This window comes from Kribbella sp. NBC_00662 (genome assembly GCF_041430295.1).
Lineage (GTDB): Bacteria > Actinomycetota > Actinomycetes > Propionibacteriales > Kribbellaceae > Kribbella.
The window spans coordinates 2,212,348-2,233,801 of the sequence record NZ_CP109029.1; the positions used below are offsets into that span (position 1 = coordinate 2,212,348).

At 67.6% G+C, this 21,454-nt stretch carries 28 protein-coding genes and 2 tRNA genes; 10 read left to right on the forward strand and 20 right to left on the reverse strand.

Translation table 11 applies throughout. From position 1 onward, the window contains the following. The first annotated feature begins 246 nt into the window (after positions 1–246). From OHA10_RS11205 to OHA10_RS11225, 5 genes are all read left to right on the forward strand, one after another. On the forward strand, positions 247–780 hold the full coding sequence (locus OHA10_RS11205; RefSeq protein WP_371406109.1) for a DUF3566 domain-containing protein: 534 nt from the start codon (positions 247–249) through the stop codon (positions 778–780). Between the two features lie 97 nt (positions 781–877). Then, positions 878–951, forward strand: a tRNA-Ile gene (locus OHA10_RS11210). Between the two features lie 39 nt (positions 952–990). Further along, on the forward strand, positions 991–1,122 hold the full coding sequence (locus tag OHA10_RS11215; protein ID WP_233714837.1) for a DLW-39 family protein: 132 nt from the start codon (positions 991–993) through the stop codon (positions 1,120–1,122). A 10-nt stretch (positions 1,123–1,132) separates the two neighbouring features. Further along, a tRNA-Ala gene (locus tag OHA10_RS11220) sits at positions 1,133–1,208 on the forward strand. An 831-nt stretch (positions 1,209–2,039) separates the two neighbouring features. Then, positions 2,040–2,435, forward strand: coding sequence for a hypothetical protein (locus tag OHA10_RS11225; protein ID WP_371406110.1), 396 nt, complete (start codon positions 2,040–2,042; stop codon positions 2,433–2,435). Positions 2,436–2,541: 106 nt separating this feature from the next. Here the strand turns inward: OHA10_RS11225 and OHA10_RS11230 are convergent, their stop codons facing one another. The 11 genes from OHA10_RS11230 to OHA10_RS11280 all read right to left on the reverse strand — a co-directional run bounded on the left by OHA10_RS11230 (position 2,542) and on the right by OHA10_RS11280 (position 8,349). Beyond that, entirely contained in the window at positions 2,542–2,835 is a 294-nt protein-coding gene (locus tag OHA10_RS11230; RefSeq protein ID WP_371406111.1) for a DUF1330 domain-containing protein, read from the reverse strand. 144 nt (positions 2,836–2,979) lie between these two features. Continuing rightward, positions 2,980–3,807 carry an aminoglycoside 3-N-acetyltransferase gene (gene aac(3), locus OHA10_RS11235; protein ID WP_371407933.1) on the reverse strand — a complete coding sequence of 276 codons (828 nt, stop codon included), beginning with the start codon at positions 3,805–3,807 and terminating at the stop codon, positions 2,980–2,982. A gap of 62 nt (positions 3,808–3,869) precedes the next feature. After that, positions 3,870–4,268 carry a hypothetical protein gene (locus tag OHA10_RS11240; protein ID WP_371406112.1) on the reverse strand — a complete coding sequence of 133 codons (399 nt, stop codon included), beginning with the start codon at positions 4,266–4,268 and terminating at the stop codon, positions 3,870–3,872. Further along, a complete protein-coding gene (locus tag OHA10_RS11245) occupies positions 4,252–4,656 on the reverse strand; it encodes an NUDIX domain-containing protein (RefSeq protein WP_371406113.1) in 405 nt (134 codons plus the stop codon). Before OHA10_RS11245 ends, OHA10_RS11240 begins: the two co-directional genes overlap by 17 nt. A gap of 184 nt (positions 4,657–4,840) precedes the next feature. Then, on the reverse strand, positions 4,841–5,176 hold the full coding sequence (locus OHA10_RS11250; protein WP_371406114.1) for a hypothetical protein: 336 nt from the start codon (positions 5,174–5,176) through the stop codon (positions 4,841–4,843). Beyond that, on the reverse strand, positions 5,149–5,565 hold the full coding sequence (locus tag OHA10_RS11255; RefSeq protein ID WP_371406115.1) for a hypothetical protein: 417 nt from the start codon (positions 5,563–5,565) through the stop codon (positions 5,149–5,151). The genes OHA10_RS11250 and OHA10_RS11255 overlap by 28 nt, the downstream gene beginning before the upstream one ends. A 90-nt stretch (positions 5,566–5,655) precedes the next feature. Further along, positions 5,656–6,123, reverse strand: coding sequence for an NUDIX hydrolase (locus OHA10_RS11260; RefSeq protein ID WP_371406116.1), 468 nt, complete (start codon positions 6,121–6,123; stop codon positions 5,656–5,658). Positions 6,124–6,148: 25 nt separating this feature from the next. Beyond that, the gene (locus OHA10_RS11265; protein ID WP_371406117.1) at positions 6,149–6,670 is read right to left on the reverse strand and encodes a DinB family protein; all 522 of its coding nucleotides are present in this window, start codon (positions 6,668–6,670) and stop codon (positions 6,149–6,151) included. Between the two features lie 46 nt (positions 6,671–6,716). Further along, positions 6,717–7,193 carry an NUDIX hydrolase gene (locus OHA10_RS11270; RefSeq protein WP_371406118.1) on the reverse strand — a complete coding sequence of 159 codons (477 nt, stop codon included), beginning with the start codon at positions 7,191–7,193 and terminating at the stop codon, positions 6,717–6,719. A gap of 10 nt (positions 7,194–7,203) precedes the next feature. Then, on the reverse strand, positions 7,204–7,890 hold the full coding sequence (locus OHA10_RS11275) for a VOC family protein (RefSeq protein ID WP_371406119.1): 687 nt from the start codon (positions 7,888–7,890) through the stop codon (positions 7,204–7,206). Positions 7,891–7,956: 66 nt separating this feature from the next. Continuing rightward, complete coding sequence (locus tag OHA10_RS11280) at positions 7,957–8,349, reverse strand: nuclear transport factor 2 family protein (RefSeq protein WP_371406120.1); 393 nt, start codon at positions 8,347–8,349, stop codon at positions 7,957–7,959. 54 nt (positions 8,350–8,403) lie between these two features. On the opposite strand from OHA10_RS11280, the gene OHA10_RS11285 reads away from it, so the two are divergent. Then, entirely contained in the window at positions 8,404–8,955 is a 552-nt protein-coding gene (locus tag OHA10_RS11285) for a TetR/AcrR family transcriptional regulator (protein WP_371406121.1), read from the forward strand. Between the two features lie 29 nt (positions 8,956–8,984). Next, positions 8,985–9,770, forward strand: a complete 786-nt coding sequence (locus tag OHA10_RS11290) for an LLM class flavin-dependent oxidoreductase (protein WP_371406122.1) — start codon at positions 8,985–8,987, stop codon at positions 9,768–9,770. On the opposite strand, the gene OHA10_RS11295 is transcribed toward OHA10_RS11290, so the two are convergent. From OHA10_RS11295 to OHA10_RS11320, 6 genes are read right to left on the reverse strand one after another with little or no spacing between them, the layout of a single operon-like run. Beyond that, a complete protein-coding gene (locus OHA10_RS11295; RefSeq protein WP_371406123.1) occupies positions 9,759–10,502 on the reverse strand; it encodes an ABC transporter ATP-binding protein in 744 nt (247 codons plus the stop codon). The genes OHA10_RS11290 and OHA10_RS11295 overlap by 12 nt on opposite strands. Further along, entirely contained in the window at positions 10,495–11,472 is a 978-nt protein-coding gene (locus tag OHA10_RS11300; protein WP_371406124.1) for an ABC transporter ATP-binding protein, read from the reverse strand. The genes OHA10_RS11295 and OHA10_RS11300 overlap by 8 nt, the downstream gene beginning before the upstream one ends. 56 nt (positions 11,473–11,528) lie before the next feature. Next, a complete protein-coding gene (locus OHA10_RS11305) occupies positions 11,529–13,040 on the reverse strand; it encodes an ABC transporter substrate-binding protein (protein ID WP_371406125.1) in 1,512 nt (503 codons plus the stop codon). Between the two features lie 28 nt (positions 13,041–13,068). Then, a complete protein-coding gene (locus tag OHA10_RS11310; protein WP_371406126.1) occupies positions 13,069–13,935 on the reverse strand; it encodes an ABC transporter permease in 867 nt (288 codons plus the stop codon). After that, positions 13,935–14,861, reverse strand: coding sequence for an ABC transporter permease (locus tag OHA10_RS11315; RefSeq protein ID WP_371406127.1), 927 nt, complete (start codon positions 14,859–14,861; stop codon positions 13,935–13,937). The genes OHA10_RS11310 and OHA10_RS11315 overlap by 1 nt, the downstream gene beginning before the upstream one ends. Then, the gene (locus tag OHA10_RS11320; protein WP_371406128.1) at positions 14,858–15,898 is read right to left on the reverse strand and encodes a LacI family DNA-binding transcriptional regulator; all 1,041 of its coding nucleotides are present in this window, start codon (positions 15,896–15,898) and stop codon (positions 14,858–14,860) included. Before OHA10_RS11320 ends, OHA10_RS11315 begins: the two co-directional genes overlap by 4 nt. Positions 15,899–16,058: 160 nt before the next feature. Here OHA10_RS11320 and OHA10_RS11325 point away from each other — a divergent pair, with 160 nt between their 5' ends. From OHA10_RS11325 to OHA10_RS11335, 3 genes are all read left to right on the forward strand, one after another. Then, positions 16,059–17,837, forward strand: a complete 1,779-nt coding sequence (locus OHA10_RS11325) for a glycoside hydrolase family 127 protein (protein WP_371406129.1) — start codon at positions 16,059–16,061, stop codon at positions 17,835–17,837. A 68-nt stretch (positions 17,838–17,905) separates the two neighbouring features. Further along, positions 17,906–18,544 carry an SDR family oxidoreductase gene (locus tag OHA10_RS11330; RefSeq protein WP_371406130.1) on the forward strand — a complete coding sequence of 213 codons (639 nt, stop codon included), beginning with the start codon at positions 17,906–17,908 and terminating at the stop codon, positions 18,542–18,544. 2 nt (positions 18,545–18,546) lie between these two features. Next, on the forward strand, positions 18,547–19,158 hold the full coding sequence (locus OHA10_RS11335; protein ID WP_371406131.1) for an FMN-binding negative transcriptional regulator: 612 nt from the start codon (positions 18,547–18,549) through the stop codon (positions 19,156–19,158). Here OHA10_RS11335 and OHA10_RS11340 read toward each other — a convergent pair. The 3 genes from OHA10_RS11340 to OHA10_RS11350 are packed head-to-tail and all read right to left on the reverse strand — an operon-like array spanning position 19,155 to position 21,416. After that, positions 19,155–19,787 (reverse strand): response regulator, encoded by a 633-nt coding sequence (locus OHA10_RS11340; protein WP_371406132.1) that lies wholly within the window; start codon positions 19,785–19,787, stop codon positions 19,155–19,157. The genes OHA10_RS11335 and OHA10_RS11340 overlap by 4 nt on opposite strands. Then, positions 19,784–21,001, reverse strand: coding sequence for a sensor histidine kinase (locus OHA10_RS11345; protein ID WP_371406133.1), 1,218 nt, complete (start codon positions 20,999–21,001; stop codon positions 19,784–19,786). The genes OHA10_RS11340 and OHA10_RS11345 overlap by 4 nt, the downstream gene beginning before the upstream one ends. A 1-nt stretch (position 21,002) precedes the next feature. Continuing rightward, positions 21,003–21,416 carry a hypothetical protein gene (locus OHA10_RS11350; RefSeq protein ID WP_371406134.1) on the reverse strand — a complete coding sequence of 138 codons (414 nt, stop codon included), beginning with the start codon at positions 21,414–21,416 and terminating at the stop codon, positions 21,003–21,005. Between the last annotated feature and the right edge of the window lie 38 nt (positions 21,417–21,454).

The window sequence follows — 21,454 nt, forward strand, 5'->3', positions numbered from 1 at the left end:
CCGGCCAACCCGGCCTCCAACGGTCGTTCCAATGGTGTGCCGGGCGGCCAGCCGAGGCCTGCGAACGGTCAGCGGCCGGCATCGGAGTACCGGCCGCAGCCGCGACCGGCAGCTCCTGGCGCTGGTGCAGGCACTGGTGCACCGGCGCGTCCTCAGCAACCTGCTCCCAGCACTCCGGGGCGACCTGAGCCTTGGTCTCCGCCGGGTACGACGACCCCCGCGGCCAGCTCGCCGTACGAGGGTCCCGTGGCGAAGACCGAGTCGTTCGGTGACCGGGTGAGCGCTGCGCGTCAGGCCGTGCTCGACAAGGCCGCTGCTGTGACCGCGGCCAAGCCGGAGAAGACCGACCGCGAGGAGGCCAGGCAGGCGCGGCTCGCCGAGAAGGACGCCAAGGCCTCGAGCCGGCCGCAGACCCGCAAGGCGCGGCTGCGGATGTCCCGGATCGATCCGTGGTCGGTGATGAAGACGGCGTTCCTGCTGGCGATCGCCTTCGGGATCGTGACATGGGTCGCGGTCTTCATCATCTGGTCCGCGATCGGTGCGGCGGGTGTTTTCGACAACATCAACAGCACGGTGCAAGAGGTGCTGGGTACGCCGACGGCCGAGCCGTTCCGGGTCGAGAATTACATCAACACCGGCAAGGTGATGGGCTTCACGACGCTGCTGGCCTGCGCCGACGTACTCATCATCACGGCGCTCGCCACGCTCGGATCCTTCCTCTACAACATCGCGGCCACGCTCCTCGGCGGCCTCGAAGTCACGCTGGCATCGGAGGACTGATTTCTCCGGCCGGGCCCTGGTCGGGCCCGGCCGGAACCGGTTTGGGAGTAGGGCACTTGGTGCGGTAATCTCTCCCGGGTTCGACACCGCAGTACGCGGGCCTATAGCTCAGACGGTTAGAGCGCTGCCCTGATAAGGCAGAGGTCACTGGTTCAAGTCCAGTTAGGCCCACCCTCACTTTTGTGAAGCCCCCGATTCCGAGGAGTCCCAGTGCTGAAGAAGCTCCTGCTGGTGCTGCTGGCCGGCATCGGTGGATACTTCGCCTACAAGAAGACCCAGCAGTCCCGCGCCGACAAGGACCTCTGGGCCGAGGCCGTCGACTCGGTAACCCCGGGTCGCTGACCACCCTCACGGGGGCGTAGCTCAACTGGCAGAGCACTGCCTTTGCAAGGCAGGGGTTAGGGGTTCAAGTCCCCTCGTCTCCACCAGAGCCGGTTGCTGACAAGCAACCGGCTTCTTGCGTACTACGGTCAGCCCGCGCGGCTCGTACTGCGGTCGCCCGCCGTGCGTACTGCGGTCGACCCCCGCGTGCTTCGCGGCCGCATTCCTCGTCGCTCCGCTCCTCGGCGCAGCCGCTTCGCGCTCCCACCCGCCCCCCGGCTTATCGCCGGTGCATCCTTTCCGGCTATCGCCGGACGTGACGGGCTACCGCCCGCGAGTGCGCGCTCATCGCGCGGCGACTGCTCGGCCCAGCCGTCTTCGAATGAGCTAACCGTGCCGTCCTGGACCGTGGACAATCCCGCGCGCCACGCGGCGCTTTCCTCGTCGCTCCGCTCCTCGGCGCAGCCGCTCCGTGCGCTCCGCCCACCGCTGGCTGGTCGCCGGCGCATCCTTTCCGGCCATCCCCAGACTGGCGGGCGATCGCCCACACGCGACTACCTGGCCGTCCAGGCCCTGGACGTGGAGCCTGACGCCTGCACTCTGATCGGCGATCAGTTCACCGACGTATGGGCTGTCCGCGCTATCGGAGCCCTCAGCATCGGCTACGCCAACAAACCCGGCAGTCGGACGACCTGGCCTGACTGCCTCTGGAGCCGATGCTGTGATCGTCCGCATCGACGAACCCACCGAGGCGATCCGCGCCGCCTAGCGCGGACACGGGACTAGGCGGAGGGATTCTCTTCCTCGACGTCCTCGCGGAAACGCCTGCCGGTGAGCGGGCGCGGGCCGTCGGCCGATCTTCCCAGCTGGCTACGGAGTCGGCAGTATCGTCCCGCCAGAGGGCGCAGTGACCAGCGAACATCGGACAATCGAGCGTCATGATCAACAGTGCACTTGCCGACAATGCGCTTGGCCTTACCGCTATGGGTGTGATGCTCGCTTTGGTGTGCCTGATGATCGCCGTCGATCCCGTCGCCCGGTCACACAAGGGATTGGCCGGCGCGATCGCGGGGGCTTGGTGCGCGTTCGCCCCGCTCAGTCTGGTGAGGAGCGCCATCGTCGAATACCCGCTCGCGATTTCTGCCTGGGCCGGCGCGGGCGTGTACCTGCTTGCGATCCTCGGAACGCTCGGGCGACCACTCCTGATCGCAACGGACCTGGTCGAGCGGGAGCACGGATACCAGGTGCTTAGCAACGGCGAGTACCGGCGGGCGAGAGTCGGTCAGATTCTGTTGATCGTCGGGATTGTGGGCCTCGCGCTGCTTCCGGTGTGAATCGACGGCCGAGCCCTAGCACGTGCCCTCCATCGTGAGGCGAGGTGCTTCGGTCACATGGGGTTGGAGTTGAACGCCGGGCGGGGTTTGCTGGCTCAGCCCTCAGTCAGTCGAGGCCTTCGATGATGCGGAAGTCGCGTTCGACGCCGTCGGAGAGGGCGAGCAGCGCCTTCTGGTAGGCCTCGCTCTCGTAGGTGGCGAGGGCGCGTTCGAAGCTGTCGAATTCGATCAGGATGGTGCGCTGGGCGATTCCGGCTTCGTGTGCGACGACCTGCCCGTCACGGGCGAGGACCCGCCCACCTCCGGCCTGGACAGCCGGAGCGGCCAGCTTGTTGTAGGCAGCCAGCTTCTCAGGGTCCAAAATCGCGCGATAGGCACTAACCCAGTAGCCCTTGGCCACCGAACCTCCAGTGCTCGGAAGAGTACATCTGGCTTCGAAATCGAAATCATATCGACGGCACTCAGTCGGCGCCCGTGAGTGAGGCTGACGTCACGACGACTGCTCGGGGGGGCGCCCTCTCAGCTACGCGCAACTCACACGCCTCTAGAAATGTTGTTCGATCCAGGTGACGACGGCTTGGACTGTTGTGGGTGCGTCGAAGAGCCAGGTTGTTGCTGGTCCGATGTTTCCCTCTTGGCCGGCGCCTGCTTGGACTGCCTGTTGGGCGAGGGCTTCGACTGCGCTGTCGATTCGAAGGGACGGGTATTCCCAGTACGGCAGGGCGCCGTAGAAGGTGTCCAGCGTGCGGTAGTCGCGCCAGATGGTGCCGGCTTCGGTTGCTACTGGCATGCGGTAGCTGTGGTAGCGCTTCACTGGAACGTTGGCGACGGCCTCGGCGTGATGGCAGAGGGTCAAGGTCTTGAGGGGTGCGCCGAGTAGCAAGACCCGGCCGCCGAGGTCGACCAGCCGGCCCAGCGGTCCATCGGTGCCCCAGGGGTCGTCATCGTCGGCTGGCATAAGCAGATGTGCGGCATGCCGGCCGAGGGCGGTGAAGCTCACTTCCGGGTGGGTGCTGCGCAGCGCTCCCGGCCAGGTGCGGAGTCGTTCAGGGAAGCGCCCGAAGTCTCGACGGGAAGATGACACCTGCGGATCGAACGCCGGAATCTCGTCGTAGGCGTTCTGCCAATGCGGCGGCCAGAACGAGACGTGATACGGGCTGTCGTCCCAACCACAGAACGCGAGCAACGTGCCATCAGACCCAAGGGCGTCCCGGAGCGCCAGGACTACGGTGTCGATGCCGCCGACAACCCATCCCAATGCCGACAGCCGAACGTGGACCATCAAGGTCTCGCCTTCAGCTACGCCGAGGTCGATCAAAGCTCGCGTGATCTGCGACCGCGTCAGAGGCGCGAAGTCAGGATCGTTCAGCATCGCCTGGGAAGGAAAGTCCATAGCATCATCCTGGTTCAGTGGCGGCAACGTCGCCAGGCAAGCTACGACTGCACCGGACCATGCTGATGCAGTCGCTTGTCCAGCCACCGTGGCCACCGCGGCCAGCGACGCTCCCACTCCCGCATCCAGGATGCATTGGCGAACCCGACAGGATCCAACTCGATCCCTTGCTGTCCGATCGCTTGACCATGTTCACGCAGAAGCGTCCGCAGCAGATCCGGCTGCAGCTCGTCGGTGAGCTCGAGCACGACCAACTCGTCCTGAGTCCCCATCCTGATCACACGACCCGTCTCCGTCAGTGCAGCGGAGTACTCGCCGTCGTCCACATCGATCGCTTCCAGCCAGTCCTGTGCATCGGCTATCGACGGGAACATGTTCAAGTCGAGACCGGCGAAGACGAAGACAACTCGCGGTTCCTGGCGGCTAATCGGTTGCGACACGGACCGCGCTCTGGATGCTCGACAGGCTGGCCGGGTGGGCCAGCTTCAGGTCTGCGAGTTCGTCGGGTCGGAACCAGCGAAGATCGTCGTGCTCGTCTGGTTCGGCGTTGACAGGTTCGCCGTCCCAGCGAGTCACGACGAACGCGTGTACTTCGAGGGTCGGGTCGCTGATCGTCATCTGGAACGGCTGGGCGTCGTGAATCTGGACGCCGAGTTCCTCGAGGCATTCCCGGCTGACGGCTTCGTGAGGCAACTCGCCCGACTCGACGTGCCCGCCGACGAGGTCCCAGCAGTCGGGATACCACCGCCGCGACGGATGCCGATGCACCAGAAGCACGAGCCCGTCACGCACAAGCGCAGCAACTGAAATCAGAATCGGCGCGACCATGGCGACACACTAGATGCGAACGCACCCCACGCCGCGATCAGCGCGAGTCATGCCGTTGAGCCGATCCTGACGACAGCGCCGAGGTCAGCGATCGACCTGGATTACTAGGTCGCGATCGCATCTGCCATCAGCCGAGCTCTGGCGTCTGAGCGCCGATCAGCCATCCGCTTGGACGCTGCGGGGCTCAGGTGGTGGTGTCCCGTTCGAAGTAGGCGGGGGCTGGGTCGGCTTTGAAGCGGACGGCGTTGATTGTCGTGTGGCCGTTGATCCAGGCCTTGGAGATTCGGTGGCCGCCGTCCATGAGGCGGCCGTCTGCGGAGAGGATGACTGGGTAGCTGAGGTCGGCTTTCTGGATGAGGGCTGCGTGGCGGGCGACCATTCGGCAGGTGACGGGTCGCCCACCGAACCAGCAGTCCTCGTCGAACGCCTTGATGGAGTCGATCGGCACCGACTCGACGGGGAGGCCGGCCGACAACTCCCACAGGCGTTCGGTCAGGTAGAAAGCCCGGCCGCCAGGCACGGGGCGTGAGTGTTTTTCAGGCATCGCACCATCATCATCCGTTGCTTCTCCCACCGCGCGCCTTTATGTGTCTGCCGGATACCGCGATCGCGTCCGCCTGGATCACTGGGGGGAGTGGCGTTGACGCTGTCTTGGCGCGCGATCAGAAGAGGAACGGACTCAGAGCTGAGCGGGGTATGCCCAGCGTCGAGATGGATGTGCCTGCCATCCGGTACCGATGGATCAGACAGCGACAGGCACCATCGGGCCAGATCGCGAAGGCCGGCTGCATCCCCGAACAGCTGAATAGCATCGTCTCCCAGCTCGACGCGGACCGTTCCACCCTCGACGGGTGCGACGACCCCGACCTCACGGCGATAGCGCGGGACCGACAGCGTGATCTCGTTCACCGCGTCGGTATGGGCGCCCTGGGGGCGAGTGTCAGCTGAACGGGTGCCATAGGCCTGCCCTCTCGCCTCTACCAAGAACCCTCCGCAGCGCTACGGGCAGAGGAAGGCGAGGGCGGCGTCGATCGGGAAGAGGTCGGGTAGCGGGTCGGTGGGGTTCCACCAGGTGGCGGCGGACATTTCTTTGTTCGGTGTGAAGGGTTGGGGTGTGGCGAGCTGGCCGCGGTAGGTCGCGAGGTGCTCGACGCGGTTGTCGGGGGCGATCCGGATCTTGGCTACGCCGGCGAACTCGAGGGAGTCCGCGCGTTGGTCGCTCTCCTCTGCGAGTTCGCGTACTGCGGCTTCGCGCGGGGTCTCACCTGGATCGATCATGCCGCCGGGCAGCTCCCAGGCGTTCCGGAAGCGGTTGAAGACCATCAGGCATTCGTCACCGCACCAGAGCACCACGAGGGAAGCGGTCAACGGCACCGACGGATCCAGGCTGCCGACCTGGTCTTCACGAATCCGCTCGAAGCTGAGCAGCACCGACCCGTCCGTGTTCTCTACCGGAAGCTCATACACGTCGACGACTGTATTTCAGAGCCGGTCATTCGCCGGTGGTGCCGTCCAGGGATTCTCGGAGGAGGTCGGCGTGGCCTACGTGGCGGGCGTATTCCTCTATGACGTGGGTGAGGATGAAGTGGGGGTCGGTGTTGCCGAATTCGGGGTTGGGGATGAGGCGGGTCAGATCCTTGGGTGGGAAGAGGGCGCGGGAGTCGGCGCAGGCGGACAGGTAGTCGGCGTACACGGCGGCCGCCGGGGTGGGGTCTGACTCGTCGAACCAGTCGGTGTCGGGGTTGGTTCGGTAGGAGGGGTACTGCGGGGTCGTGTCGGCCAGGCGGTGTTGTAGCCAGTAGCGTTCGACACCCTGTAGGTGGCGCATGAGGGACAGCAGGGTCAAGTCTGTGGACGGGATCGGGCGTTGGCGGAGTTGGGTCTCCGTCAGGCCCTCGCATTTCCACAGGAAGGTGGCTCGGTGGTAGTCGAGGTTCGAGGCGATGACTTCGAGCCAGGTGCCGGACAGGGTGCGTTCAGGTCGGATGATCTTCTCGATCACGATGTCGCTCATACCTGACCGATGCGCGAGGTCCGCGCCGATCGACAGGACGTGCCGATCAGGGTCGGATGACGTCCGTGGAGGCGGCCGGTGGGACGTGACCGGTGGGAGGTTGGGACTGGGCCAGGGCGATGCCGGTGTCCACGAGGGTGGCGCGGGCGAGGGTGGGGACCGTGGTGAGCGGAGTCCAGACAGATTCGGCGGTTTCGCCGTTGGGTTCGGGGCGGGTGGTGCCGGCGGTGATGCGGACGGCGTAGAAGATGCCGATGTTCTGGTGGTCCTCGGGGCCGGGGCGGTGGCGTTCGGCGGCCGGGATGATGCGGGAGTCGACGCCGAGCAGACGCTCGACAACGGATGAGTACCCGGTCTCCTCGGCGACCTCGCGGGTGACGGTGTCGAACGGGTCCTCGCACGGCTCGACGCCTCCACCCGGCAGCGTCCACCACGTGCCGTCGCCGTACGGCGAGACGTAGCGCGCGAGCAGCACCTGCCCGTCCTCGATACACACCGCGTACGCCGCCAGTCGTCTACTCACCCACGGGACTCTAGATGCAGAAAGGATGACCGGCCGGGTCCGCGAACACATGGTGATCCGGACCGGTCTGCAGCGGCTCAGCGCCGACGGCCAGAGCGTGCGCACGGGCAGCGGGTACGTCTGTGGTCGACAGGTCGAGATGCACTTGTTGGGGGTACGCCGGGTCGGGCCAGCGTGGCGCCGGCGACGTACTGTGTTGGAAGGCGAGCTCCGGTGTGCCGGCGAGGACTACCCGCGACGCAGTGTCCAGCGAGCGCTCGGGCCGATCGAGCAGCGAGCTGTAGAACGAAGCGAGGGCGCGCGGGTCGGGGCAGTCGATGACGATGCGGCGGATGTACGCGCGGTCCGACGGCAGCAGGCAGAACGGATGCCCGATCGGATCGGCGTACACCTGCCACTCGCCGTTGTCCTGCAGCAGCCGAGCCCCAGCCAGCTGAGCGGACGAGGGTACGGCGATGTCGAGATGCATCTGCTGCGCGCCATCGGGCCACGCCGGCGGCCGGTAGTCGATCGGCCCGTCGCCGAACGCAAGCTGCACGTCGGACGCGCCACCGCCGACGAGGAACCAGTCCTCGCGGATGATCTCCATCCCCAGCAGCTCGGCGTAGAAGTTCGCGACCGGCCGCGCCCCGCGGTCGTAGCTGTCCGGTGTGTTCCCCGGGCAGGCGAACACGACGTTCTGGATCCTCAGGCTCACCCCACCACCTCACCCGACAAGGTCGCCGGACGCAATCCGTTGGGCGCTTCGTGGGGAGCCTGAGGATCAGGTCAGGTCGGGGACGGAGTGGGCGCCGACGTAGTCGCGGAACAGCTTGATCTTGCCGTCCTGGATCCGGAAGACCTGGATGCAGGTGGCTTGGAACGGTACGTCGGTGGTCGTGTGCCGCGCCTCGGTGACGAGTTCGAGGATCACCACCTCGGGATCGGTGGTCCGGTGCAGCTGGACCGTGCGGAGGTCGGTGATCTCGACGGCACGGGTGCCGGCCTTGAGTGAGAACTCGCGGATCGCCTCGCGGCCGACGAGGCGGTCGGGCACGCCTTGGAGGGCGAACGGCATCTCGATGACGGCGTCCTCCGCGAAGAGGTCGGCGAACGACTCGAAGTCACGATCGATCAGGTACTGGCGGCGCAGCTCAAGTACTTCCTCAGGAGTCATTCAACGACCGTAGAACGAAATTCCGGAAGATTCAACACCTGTAGAATGAATTCGGTGAACGAGACCACCCGCGACCGCCGGCGTATCGAGACGCAGGAGCGGATCCTGACCGAGGCACGCCGGCTGTTCGCCGAGACCGGATACGACCGGACGACGATCCGCGCCGTGGCCGCTGCCGCGCAGGTCGATCCGGGCCTGGTGATGCACTACTTCGGCAACAAACAGCAGCTGTTCGCCCGCGCGGCCGAGACCGAGAGCCGGCCGCTGGTCGACGGCACGCCCGAAGAGGTCGCCGAGCAGCTGCTCGAGCGGCTCCGGCAGTCGTTGATCGAGGAGCCGGTCGCGTCGCTCGCCGTACTGCGCTCGATGCTGACCCATCCCGACGCCGCTGACGAGGTCCGCGGCAATCCACATGTCCGCGGGAGCAACATCAGCAAGGCGATCCATGGCGCCGACGGCGAGCTCCGTGCCGATGTGGTGAGTGCCGTCCTGATCGGCGTGGTGCTCGGGCGGCATCTGCTCAAGCTGGACCACCTGGCCGATGCCGATCCGGACAAGATTGTCGAGTTGCTCAAGCCCGCGGTCCATTCGCTGACCAAGGAATAGGGTCGTCCGGACGGGAGTTGGCCCGAGGTATGAGCCTTGAGATCGGAGTCATCCTTCCGACGTCGACGCCGGATCCCGAGCGCCCGATCCTCGGCGACGTCCGGGAGGCCGCCCGGTACGCCGAGAGCGTCGGGCTGGACTCGGTCTGGTCGACGGATCATCTGGTCGCGAGCGCGCCGCTGCTCGACAGCAGCGTCGTACTGGCGACCGCGGCCGCGGTGACCGAGCGGATCACGGTCGGGTACAACGTGATGCTGCTGGCGCTGCGGCCGGTCGCGTGGGCGGCGAAGCAGGTCAACACGCTGCAGCTGGTGTCGAACAATCGGGTCGTCCTCGGTGTCGGCACGGGGAATCCGGCGCACGGTGACGCAGGCTGGCGGGCGGCCGGGGTGGAGTACGCCGAACGCGGAAGGTTGACCGACGAAGCTCTCGCCGTACTGCGAGATCTCATCGCCGGGGAGCCTGCGACGGTCGCCGAAGACGTCGAGGTGACACTCTCCCCCGGCTCGCAGGTGCCACCGATCTTTGTCGCAGGCAACGGTCCGCGAGCCCATCGCCGCGCGGCCAAGTACGGCGACGGCTGGGCGACGATCGCGGCCACGCCGGACGAGGTCCGCGCCAACCTCGACCGCATCAACGAACTTGCCGACGGCAAACAACTGAAGGCGACCGTCGTCGCCCCTCAACTCAACGGCAACCCGGCCGAGCAACTGGCTGCCTACGAGGCCGCCGGTGTCGAGCGCATCATCCTCCCACCGACCGGCGACTGGCACCGCGACTACGACCAGGCCGCCGAGTTGCGTTCAGCTGTTTAGCTCGAGTGCCGCGTCGAGCAAGCTTTGGGTGTACTCGTGTTGCGGCGAGCTCAGTACGTCGGTGGCCGCGCCCTCCTCGACCAGTACGCCGCGGCGCATGACGGCGATGCGATCGGCGATCTGGTGGACGACACCGAGGTCGTGGGAGATGAACAGCATCGACAGGTTGTGTCGTTGGCGGAGGTCGTCGAGGAGGCGGAGGATCTGCGCCTGGACCGAGACGTCCAGCGCTGAGACAGCTTCGTCGCAGACCAGCAGCCGGGGCTTCACGGCCAACGCGCGAGCCAGGCTCACACGCTGACACTGACCACCCGAGAGCTGACTTGCCCGCTGTCCGGCCACCGACGGATCGAGTCCGACATCCGCGAGCAGCTGGTCAAGGTCCGTAGCCGCTGACGGGTGGGTGCGCCATGCCTCGCCGATGATCGAGGCGACCGTCATCCGCGGATTGAGTGACGAGCGCGGATCCTGGAACACCATCTGGATCGCCCGCCGAAGTTCGGCCGGCCGCCGGGTGCCAGGCGGCAACGCCCGTCCGTCATAGGTCAGCGAGCCGGACGCCGGCCGGACCAAACCGACGATCGACCGCGCGACCGTGGTCTTGCCCGACCCGGACTCCCCCACCAGCCCGACGGTCTCGTTGGCGCCGACGGTCAGGCTGACCCCGTCCACCGCGACGAACGGCCTGCGGCGCGGGCCGAACGTGACCCGCAGATCGCGCACCTCAAGCATCAAGCACCTCCTCAGCGAAGTGGCACGCGCTCCAGCGCCGGGGTGCGACCTCACGCAGCGACGGCTGCTCACTCCGGCACCGCTCCTGCGCCAACGGACACCGCGGATGAAACGCACACCCAGTTGGCCGATTCGCGGGCGTGGCCGGAGTGCCCGGCAACGGATGCGCCAGAGCCGTCTTCGTCCGTACGGCGGGAACGCTGTCGACCAGCGCCCGCGTGTAAGGGTGCGCGGGCCGCCGCAGTACGTCGGACGTCGCGCCGCGCTCCGCCACGCGTCCGGCGTACATCACGACGACCTGGTGGGCGACGTGAGCCATCACCCGCAGATCGTGACTGACCAACAGCATCGAGAGTCCGGCGTCCTCCTGGATCGAGCGGAGCAATCGCAGGATGCGCGCCTGCACCGTCACGTCCAGCGCGGTTGTCGGCTCGTCGGCGAGCAGGAGGGACGGGCTGCCGGCGAGCGCCATCGCGATCACGGCGCGCTGTCGCATGCCACCGGAGAACTCGTGCGGGAAGCTGCCAAGCTTTTCGGCCGCCGAAGGGATCCCCGCACGGTCGAGCAGTTCGATCACGCGCTCGCGAACCGCCGATCGAGACTGGCCGGACCGCCGCAGGATCTCGCCGACCTGACGGCCGATGGTCTGGGTCGGGTTGAGCGCGGCCAGCGGGTCCTGGAAGATCATCGCGATCTCGTGCCCCCGAAGCTCCCGACGACGGGAAGAAGTTGCCGTCAGCAACTCCTCCCCACGCCAGCTGAGTGAGCCGGACACGGACGCGCCGTCGGGCAGCAGACCGATGAGAGCGTTCGCGGTCATGGTCTTCCCCGAGCCGGACTCACCGATCAGGCCGACGGTGGTCGCCGACGGGATGTCGAAGGACACCTCGTCGACGACCCTCACCACGCCCGCCCGCCCCGGCAGGTCGACGGCGAGCCCGGACGCCCGCAGCAGAAGCTGTGGCGCCACAGCCTCGCTCCCCGCCCCGCCCCGCAAGGGGGCGGGCGCGGACGGCTTGGCCGGGCTCAAGAGTTGACCTGCAGTTTGGAGAAGTCGGGCAGCCCGTTGGGGTCGGGGGTGAAGCCGCTGAGGCGCTTGTTCCACGCGTACGCGTACTTGACCGCCATCGGGAACATGCCGACCGCATCGTCCCAGATGATCTTCTCGGCCTCGCCGTACAGCTTGACCCGCTCCTTCTCGTCGGTGCTGGCCGCGGCCTGGGAGATCAGCTTGTCCAGCGCCGGGTTGCAGTAGCCATTGCGCTTGGCCGCGCACGGGTAGAGCCGGCCGACGGTGTTTGCGGCGTCGAGCATCGGGTTCGACAGTTGCTGGAAGTTGATGTCCCAGTTCAGCGCGAGCAGGTCCTTGGTGAAGACCGCCTGCTCCTTCTGCAGCAGGTCGACCTGGACGCCGATCTTCTGCAGATCCGAAACGACCGCCTGGTTGAACTGCTGGAACTCCGCGTTCGCGAACTGCAGTCGCAACTTGGTGCCGAAGTCGAAGCCGGCCGCCGTCAACGCGGCCTTCGCCGCCACCGGGTCGTACTTGACCGGTGTCTGCGCGACGTATCCGAGGGTCTGCTTCGACACCACCGAGTCCGACAGCGAGCCGGTCTGCGGGTACAGCTTCTTGATGATCGTCGGGAAGTCGACCGCCTCCCACAAGGCTCGCCGGACGGCCGCGTCCTTCAAAGCCGGCGTCGACGAGTTGAACCACATCGTGTAGACGGCCGAGCTCTGCACGATCTCGACGTTCAGCGTCGAGTCCTTCTGCACCTCGGACAGCTGATCGTCCGGGATCCCCCAGACGACGTCCGCCTCGCCGGTGCGCAGCGCGGTCAGCCGGGCCGCCAGCTCGGGCATCTTCTTGATCGTCACCTTGGTGACCTTCGGCGCTCCGCCGTAGTACTGCGCGTTCGGCACCAGGACGATCTCGTTCGGGCTGAACTTGTCGAGCTTGAACGGCCCGGTGCCGACCGGCTTGTCGAAGAACGCAGTGTCGTTGGCCCCGACACCCGACGGCAGCACGAAGAACACCGCGAGCTTGCGCGGGATCGCGGCATCCGGCTTGGACGCCGTGAGTACGACGGTGCCGTCGGACGGCGCCGTCATCGTGTAGCCGGGGAAGTTCGCCGCGTTCGTGCCCTTGAGGTCGGTGAACCGCTTGAACGAATCGACCACATCGGCAGCCTTCAACGCGGTCCCGTCACTGAACTTGACGCCCTTCCGCAAGGTAAAAGTCCAGGTGCGAGCGGTGGCGTCGGACTTCCAGGAGGTCGCCAGGTCCCCCTCGACCGAACCGTCGGTCTTGGTCCGGACCAGCCGGCTGAAGATCTGCTGCTCGACCATCTGCGGTCCGGTGCCGCCGCCCTGCGGTCCGCCCGGATCGATGCTGTCGACCGGATAGGTGCCGGCGATCACCACCTCACCGCCGCCGGAGCTCGAGCTGCCGCCGGTGGTGGCGCCGGAGCACGCCGTGAGGGCCATGGCGGCGGCGACCCCGAGCGTCAAAGCCGCCCGTCGTGTCAGAGGGATCATGAGGTTTCTCCTGCCTTCCGACGCGTCATCAGTTGAGCTGTCCGCGTCCGTAACGGGCGGTGAGCTGGTCACCGAGGATGCCGATGTTGACGATCAGCAGCGACAGGGCGAATCCCGGCAGAGCCGAGATCCACCACGCGCTGTCCAGGTACTGCTTGCCGTTGGCAATGGTTTGTCCCCAGGACACCGCCGACGGCGGCAGCCCGATGCCGAGGAAGCTCAGTCCGGCCTCGGCCAGCACCACGAGCGCGAACTCGAGCGTGGCCAGCGCGACCACCGGACCGATCGTGAACGGTACGACGTGGCGCAGCAGGATCGACGTACGCCGGACGCCGAGCACGCGGGCCGCGTCGACCCAGGCTCGTTCCCGCAACGAGAGCGAGACGCTGCGGGTGACCCGGGCGAACGAGATCCAGGCCGTCGCCGCCAGCGCGATCACCACCACCGGCACGCTGCGCTCGAACGCGCCGGCGATCACGATCGTCAGCAGGATCGCCGGGAAGGCCAGGAGGATGTCGATGCCCCGGGCAAGGAACGTGTCGAGCCAGCCGCGGAAGTACCCGGCGACGGTGCCGATCGTGACGCCGACGACGCACGAGACCAGGACGGTCGCGATACCGATCAGGATCGACGTCCGGGCGCCGTACACGACCTGGGCGAGGACGTCGCGGCCGAGACCGTCCGTGCCGAGCCAGGCGGTGCCGCCGGTGGACAGGTGCGAACCGGGCTTGAGCAGCCGGTCGTCGAGGGAGGTACGGATCGGGTTGTAGTCGATCACCAGCGGGCCGATCGCCGCGACCAGTGCGTAGATCGCGAGTACGACGTACGGGATCTTGCCGAGCCAGCCGCCGACCCGGCGGACGGCGAGCGGACGGGTCACCGCGAGCGTGGCCATCAGCTGCCCTCCAAGCGGATGCGCGGATCGAGCTGGGAGTAGACGAGATCGGCGGCCAGGTTGAAGAGCATCACGATGCCGGCGATCACGAACGTCGCCGCCTGCACCACCTCGTAGTCGCGGTTCGTGACCGAGTCGACGACGAGCGAACCGAGTCCCGGCCACGAGAAGACGTTCTCGACGATCACCGCGCCGCCCATCAGACCGCCCATGTGCAGCCCGACGATCGTGACGACCGGCAGCAGCGAGTTGCGCAGTGCGTGCCCGAGCAGCACCTGGCGATCGGTGAGCCCTTTGGACTTCGCCGTCTGGATGTACGGCTCGCGCAGCGTCTCGGCGACGCTGGTCCGCGTCAGCCGGGCGACGATCGCCGTGAACGGAAGCGCCATCGTGACGGCCGGGAGGATCAGGTGCTGCGGAGTACCCGAGCCGGAGCTCGGCAGCAGCCGCAGCGCCAGCGCGAAGACCAGGATCAGCATGATCCCGATCCAGAACGTCGGGAACGACTGCAGCGCGATCGCCGCCGCAGACACCACTCGGTCGACCACGCTGCCCGGGCGACCGCCCGCCAGCAGTCCCAGCGTCAGACCGAGGATCACTGCGATCAGAGTGGACGCCAGCATCAGCTCCGCGGTGGCCGGCAGCCGTTCGAGTACTTCGGACATCGCCGGGTGCCCGAGCCGGTACGAGTCGCCGAAGTCGAGCCGTACGGCGTGACCGAGGTAGTCGACGTACTGCACGGCCAGCGGGCGATGCAGGCCGAGTGAAGCGCTCAGCTCCTTGATCTGGTCCTGTGTCGCGTCCGGACCGAGCAGGATCGAGACGGGGTCACCCGGCGCGACCCGAACGATGAGGAAGATCAGCGACGCGGCGCCCCACATCACCAGGACGCCGATCAGCAGTCGCTTGACCACAACGCGAATCATGGAAGCTCCTTGAGAGGTCCGACCGTCGCACCGGGCGCGAACCCGCACGGGACGCTTTCACTGCGCGCACCGGAGTCCGGTGCTTCCAGCAGTTGCACCAGTAAGCCCATCGCCTGACGGCCCATCTGCTCGCGCGGCACGATCAGTCCGGTCCACGGAGTGCCGTCGTGCCGCGCACCGGTCGAGTCACCCAGCTCGACGACACTCAGGTCATCAGGGATGGTCAGACCGCGCCGAGTCGCGCACACCAGCAGCTCCTCAGCCAGCAACTGCTGCTCCGCAAGCACTGCGGTGATGCCGCCACGCTGCAACTCCTCCACCAGGCCGTCCACCTCCGCAACGGAGTCGAGCGTCCACACCGGCCCGGCAAGATGCTGGTACGGCGTTGCCTGGCGGAACCCGCCTTCGCGATCACGACTCGGCTGCGCGCCGCCGTTGCCGATCCGTGCGTACGCCACGCGCTGGTGACCCAGCTCGAACAGCCGCTCGGTGAGCTGCTGGGTCGCACCGGCGTAGTCGGCTGCGACGTACGACACCGGCGGACCGGACACCTCGCGGTGGCCGACGTACACGAACGGGTAGCCGGAGTCGCGCAGTCGCTCGATCTCCTCGACGTTGGGATCGCGGCCGAGCAGCAGTGCGCCGTCCGCGTGCCAGAGCCGGGTCGAGCCATCGCGGAAGATCTGCCGCTCACCGCCGGCGCTGGTGAACAGCAGCAGGTCGTAGCCCAGTTCGGCCGCCTCCTGCTCCATGCCGAGCAGGAACGGGAAGTAGAAGTCCACGCCGCTGGTCGGGAAGACCGGCTCGAACGTGTAGACGCCGATGATCTTGTTCCGGCCGCCGGCCAGCGAGCGGGCCGACGCGTTCGCGACGTACCCCCACTCGCGCATCACGGTCAGCACCCGCTCGCGGGTCGCCGGGCTGATCCGGATGCTCGCGTCGCGCTCGTTGAGCACCAGCGAAACGGTCGCCTGGCTGACCCCGGCGAGCCGGGCGATATCGGCCTGCGTGGGTCTCTTCGCCGGTGTCCGACTCAACCTGGTTGCCTTCCTGCTAATACGCCCTACCACAGCGGTTCCGGAAGTTTCGCCAGCGTTTCGAGCAGGTGTCAAGAGGTCACATTGATTAGCTGGCTATTAGCAGCTAATCCCCATTAGCACCTGGTGTCCGGTCTCGGGACGCGGTTAGCGTCCCGGCATGCAGCCATCCCCTGCGGTACCGACCGCGGCCGCGGTCGTGACATTGCGCCCGGTGTCCGAGGCGCAGGTGACGGGCGGATTCTGGGCCGGCCGGATGGCCGCCAACCGCGCCGCGATCCCGCTGGGTCGCGAGCGGCTCGATGCCGCCGGGAACCTCGGCAATCTGCGGATCGCCGCCGGCGAGGCGAGCGGTGACGCGCAGGGTGCCAGCTTCCGCGACTCCGACGTCTACAAGTGGCTGGAGGCCGCGGCGTGGGACGGCTCGCAACCGCTGGCTGACCTGATCGGGACGATCAGCGCCGCCCAGCGAGACGACGGCTACCTGAACTCGGCCATCCAAGTTCGGGGCGAGGAGCCGTACACGCACCTGTGGAACAGCCACGAGCTCTACTGCGCCGGCCACCTCTTCCAAGCCGCAGTAGCCGCATCCCGAGCCACCGGCGACACCGTGCTTCTCGACGTAGCCACCCGTTTCGCCGACCACCTGGCCGACACCTTCGGGCCGACAGGCCGCCCCGAGCTCGAAGGCCATCCGGTCATCGAATCCGCCCTCGTCGAGCTCTACCGCGAAACCGGCAACCGCCGCTACCTGGACCTGGCGAAGTACTTCGTCGACGCCCGCGGCTACGGCAACGCAACCAAACCAGGCTTCGATCCCTCCCACTACGGCGACCCGGCGCACTACTCCGACCGCGTCCCCGTCCGCGACGCCGATGCGCTGGAGGGCCACGCCGTACGCGCGGTGTACTTCGCCACCGGTGCGACCGACGTAGCGATCGAGACGAACGACGCGGAACTGCTGGACGCCGTACGCCGGCAGTACGACAACATGCGCCGGCGCAAGCAGCATGTGACCGGTGCGGTCGGCTCGCGGTGGGACGGTGAGGCGTTCGGTGACGACTACGAGCTCCCACCGGACCGTGCGTACGCCGAGACATGCGCCGCGATCGGCGTACTGCAGTGGGCCTGGCGATTGCTGCTGGCAACGGGTGACTCGTCGTACGCCGACCAGATCGAACTGCTGCTCTACAACGCGATCCTGCCGGCGGTGTCACTCGAGGACGCGGACTACTTCTACGTGAACACGCTGCACCGCCGGACCGGTGCGCGCGGTGACGTGCAGCGCGCACCGGCGTACGGGCGACGGCCGTGGTTCAACTGTGCGTGCTGTCCGCCCAACGTGATGCGGACCTTCGCCAGTCTGCCGGCGTACCTCGCCACCAGTACGACGGATGGCCTGCAGATCCACCAGTACGCCGCGAGCACGCTCCGAGCCGGATCGTTCGCCGTGGACGTCGACACCGACTACCCGTGGGCCGGCCGCGTCACGGTGACTGTCACCGACGCACCGGCCGGGGATGTCGAGCTGGCGCTGCGCATCCCGGAGTGGGCCTCCGATGCGATAATCGACGACAAGCCTGTCGTAGCCGGCGACTACGCCCGCGTACGCCGGGTCTTCCAGCCAGGCGACCAAGTCGTCCTCCAGCTACCAATGCCGCCACGGCTGCTCGTCTCTGATGACCGAGTCGACTCGACCCGCGGCTGCGTCGCCGTAGCGCGCGGTCCGCTCGTCTACGCGCTCGAGCAACCCGACCAGCAGCCTGGCGCGGTGCTGGAGGACCTGCGCCTCAACCCGACTGCAGAGATCACCGCGAAGCGCACCGACGTACTCGGTGGGATCACAGTTCTTCACTCAGCCGACCTGACTCTCATCCCCTACTACGCCTGGGCCAACCGGGGCCTGCACCCGATGCGGGTCTGGATTCCTATTCGCTGACGACCACCGGCAAACGGGCCGGCACCCTCCTGCCGCGTCGGTGACGTGTCACCTTTATCCTCGGCTGTATGGGTGGAGTCGTGGTGGTGGGGGTCGGGCCCGGGATCGGTCTCGCGGTGGCGCGGCGATTCGCGCGGGAAGGGATGAGCGCCGGACTGGTCGCACGGTCGGAGGCGACGGTGAAGGCGGCCGCGGAGCAGCTCGGGGGCGCCGACGTACTGCCGGTGACCGCTGATGTGACCGACGAGGTCGGCCTGCGGACTGCTCTGGATCGGGTCGTCGAGGCGTTCGGCGTACCGGAGGTCGTCGTCTACAACGCAGCGCTGATCCAGTCCGACCGGGTGGGCGACCTGACGGCGCAGCAGCACCGTGATGCCTGGGCGGTGAACGTGGTCGGAGCGATCACCACCGCCGCGCACCTCGCGCCCGCGATGGCCGAGCGGGGCAGCGGCTCGTTCCTGATCACCGGTGGGATGCCGCTGTCGAAGCCCGACTACGTGAGCCTGTCGCTGGGTAAGGCGGGTGTCCGCACGCTCGTCGCCCTCCTCCACCAGCAGTACGGCGCCGCCGGCGTCCACGCCGCGAGCGTCACCGTCAGCGGTGGCGTCGGACCGGGCACCGGCTGGGAGCCCGACGAGATCGCGAACCACTACTGGCGCCTCCATCAGCAGGCCCCTGCTGACTGGATCCAAGAGATCGTGATCTGATCATGTACGTTCCCAAGCACTTCGCCCCCGACGACGACGCGGTACAGGAACTGCTGGCCAGTCACGGCGCCGCTGATCTGATCACGATGACGCCGGACGGTCTGGTGGCGACGATGCTGCCGTTCAGCTACGACCGCTCTCGCAACGTGCTGCTCGGACACGTTGCCCGCAACAACGATCACTGGCAGCGCGAGGTGATCGGCGACGCGCTGGTGATCATGCGCGGCCCGAACGCGTACGTCTCGCCGACCTGGTACGCCTCCAAGCAGGAGCACGGCCGCGTCGTACCGACCTGGAACTACGTCACCGCACACGTCTACGGCGAGCTGACAGTGCACGACGACGCGGCCTGGGTCGAGGACGTCGTACGGCGGTTGTCGGACCTGCACGAGCTCGGCCGGGCCCATCCGTGGTCGGTGGACGATGCGCCCGAGAAGTACGTGCAGGGACAGCTGCGGGCGATCGTCGGTGTCGAGCTCGCGATCCACCGGATCGAGGCGAAGTTCAAACTCAGCCAGAACCGGCCGGACGCGGACATCGACGGCGTGATCGACGGCCTGCGCGCGGACGGCGACGACCGCTCCGCCGACGCGGTCGCACGACACCGGCCCTAGCTGGAAGCCTTGAGCAGGCCGCGCCTGAACGCCTCGGCGACAGCCGACGCGCGGTCCGGTACTTCGAGCTTGGCGTAGAGGTTGAGCAGGTGCGTCTTGACCGTCGCCTCGCTGATGAACAGGTGGGCGGCGATCTCGCGGTTGGTGTTGCCGGCGGCCACCAGTTCGAGCACCTCGAGCTCGCGCGGGCTGACGATGTCGGGTGTGGGCGGTGTGCGGACATGGTTCATCAATGTGTTCGCCACCGACGGCGCGAGCACGGACGTCCCGTCCGCCGCGGCGCGGACCGCGCGCAGGAGTTCGTCCCGTGGTGCGTCCTTGAGGAGGTAGCCGGTAGCGCCCGCCTCGATCGCGGGTACGACGTACCCGTCGGTGTCGTACGTCGTCAGCACGAGGATCCGCGCCGTCACGCCGCGCCCGGTGAGCTCGCTGATCGCGGCGAGCCCGTTCATGCCAGGCATCTGCAGGTCCATCAGGATCACGTCCGGCCGCAGCGTCTCGGCCAGCTGGATCGCCTCCGCGCCGTCGCCCGCCTGACCGACCACCTCGAACCCGGGCTCGGCCGCGAACATCCCGCTCAGTCCGTCCCGGACCACCGGGTGGTCGTCCGCGATCAGCAGCCGGATCATCCCGACGCTCCCGGCAGCGGCACGGTCGCGGAGATCGCCGTACCGGAGCCCGGCTCGGACTCGATCTCGAGCGTCCCGTTCAGCGCCTCGACCCGCTGGCGCATCGCGACCAGCCCGAACCCGCCGCCCATGGACGTCGTACTGCGGGACGGATCGAAACCGACCCCGTCGTCGCGGACGTCCAGCGCGACCTCCTTCTCCATGTACGACAGCGTCACACCCACCCGGGTCGCCTGCGCGTACTTCGCCACGTTCACGAGCGCCTCCTGGGTCGCACGGAGCAGAGTCGACTCCGCCTCGGGTGTCATCACCCGCGGCGTGCCGGTGGTGGTCAGCTGTACGTCGATACCGTGCAGCGCCGACCACCGCCGTACGACGTCCGCGATCGCTTCGCTCAACGTCGCCGACTGGAGCGGCTGTGGACGCAGCGCGTGGACCGAGCGTCGCGCCTCGGTCAGGCTCTCGCGGGCCAGGCCGACCGCGGTCGACACGTGCCGCCGCCAGTCGTCGGCGTGCTCGGCAGCCTGGAGCTGGGTGACGATCCCGGTCAGCCCCTGCGCGAGCGTGTCGTGGATCTCGCGGGCCATCCGCTGCCGCTCGTCGATGATCCCGGCCTCGCGCGCCTGGGTCAGGAGCTGCTCGTGGAGGTCCGCGTTCTCGGCGAGGGTGGCCTCGAGTCGGCGGTTGGTCTCGGTCAGCGCGTCGACCGCATCCTGTCGCTGCTGGCTCAGTACTTCGTCGCGCCGGCCGAGCCACGCCGCCAGACACATGCCGGCCACGTTCACACCGATCACAGCGGCGCAGCCGAGCAGGCCGAGCACGTCGGTCTTGGGAATGTCGTACGACTGCGCCCAGCCCGCGATGACCGCGACGGCTCCGATCCCGATCAGCTCGACGGGCCACGACAGCAGGACGAAGGTGTAGAAGTACCCGGCCGGCGTGAGGAACCCGAACCACGGATCGCGGACCACGAGGACGGCGAGCAGCAGGACGAATCCGGCGATGAAGATCGCCATCGGGCCGGACCGGGTCCGCCAGGCCGGCCGGAGCGTGAACATCAGCAGCGTCCACAGCCCGATCAGCGCGCACAGCACCAGGTCGACGGTCAACGACCCGGGCTGTTCGCGCTTGATCAGGATGGTGACGGCGGCGATGCACGCAAGAAGCACGTACGGCACCACCGTCAACCGCACCGGCCACACCTGCTCGCTCATGTCAGCCAGTGAACACCGAGCGGAGGTGCTTGCCGTTCACGAGGAGCGCGACGCCGAGCAGCAACAGACCGCAGACGGCCTGCTCGCCCTTCATCCAGAGCGGGAAGACGCCCGGCAGCGAGATGATCACGACGATCGCGACCAGCATCACCGCCGACACGATCCGCAGCCGGAGGTATCCGCGCCGGGAGCCGCGCGCAGCGCTCCGGGCGAAGAGGAAGGTCAGTACCGCGCTGCCGACCACGATCGTGCCGCGGGTCCAGACCGCGTCGTTCACCATCGAGGTGTGGTTGCGCAGGGCAATGATGGCGATCAGCGTCAGCACGCTGACCGCGAGGTAGCTCGCCACCAGCAGTTGCACGCTCCGCAACGCGGCCGCGCTCCGCGGGTGTTCGACGTTCACCGGGGTGCTCATCCTGGTTCTCCGTTTCGGGGGTCGATCTCGATACCTCG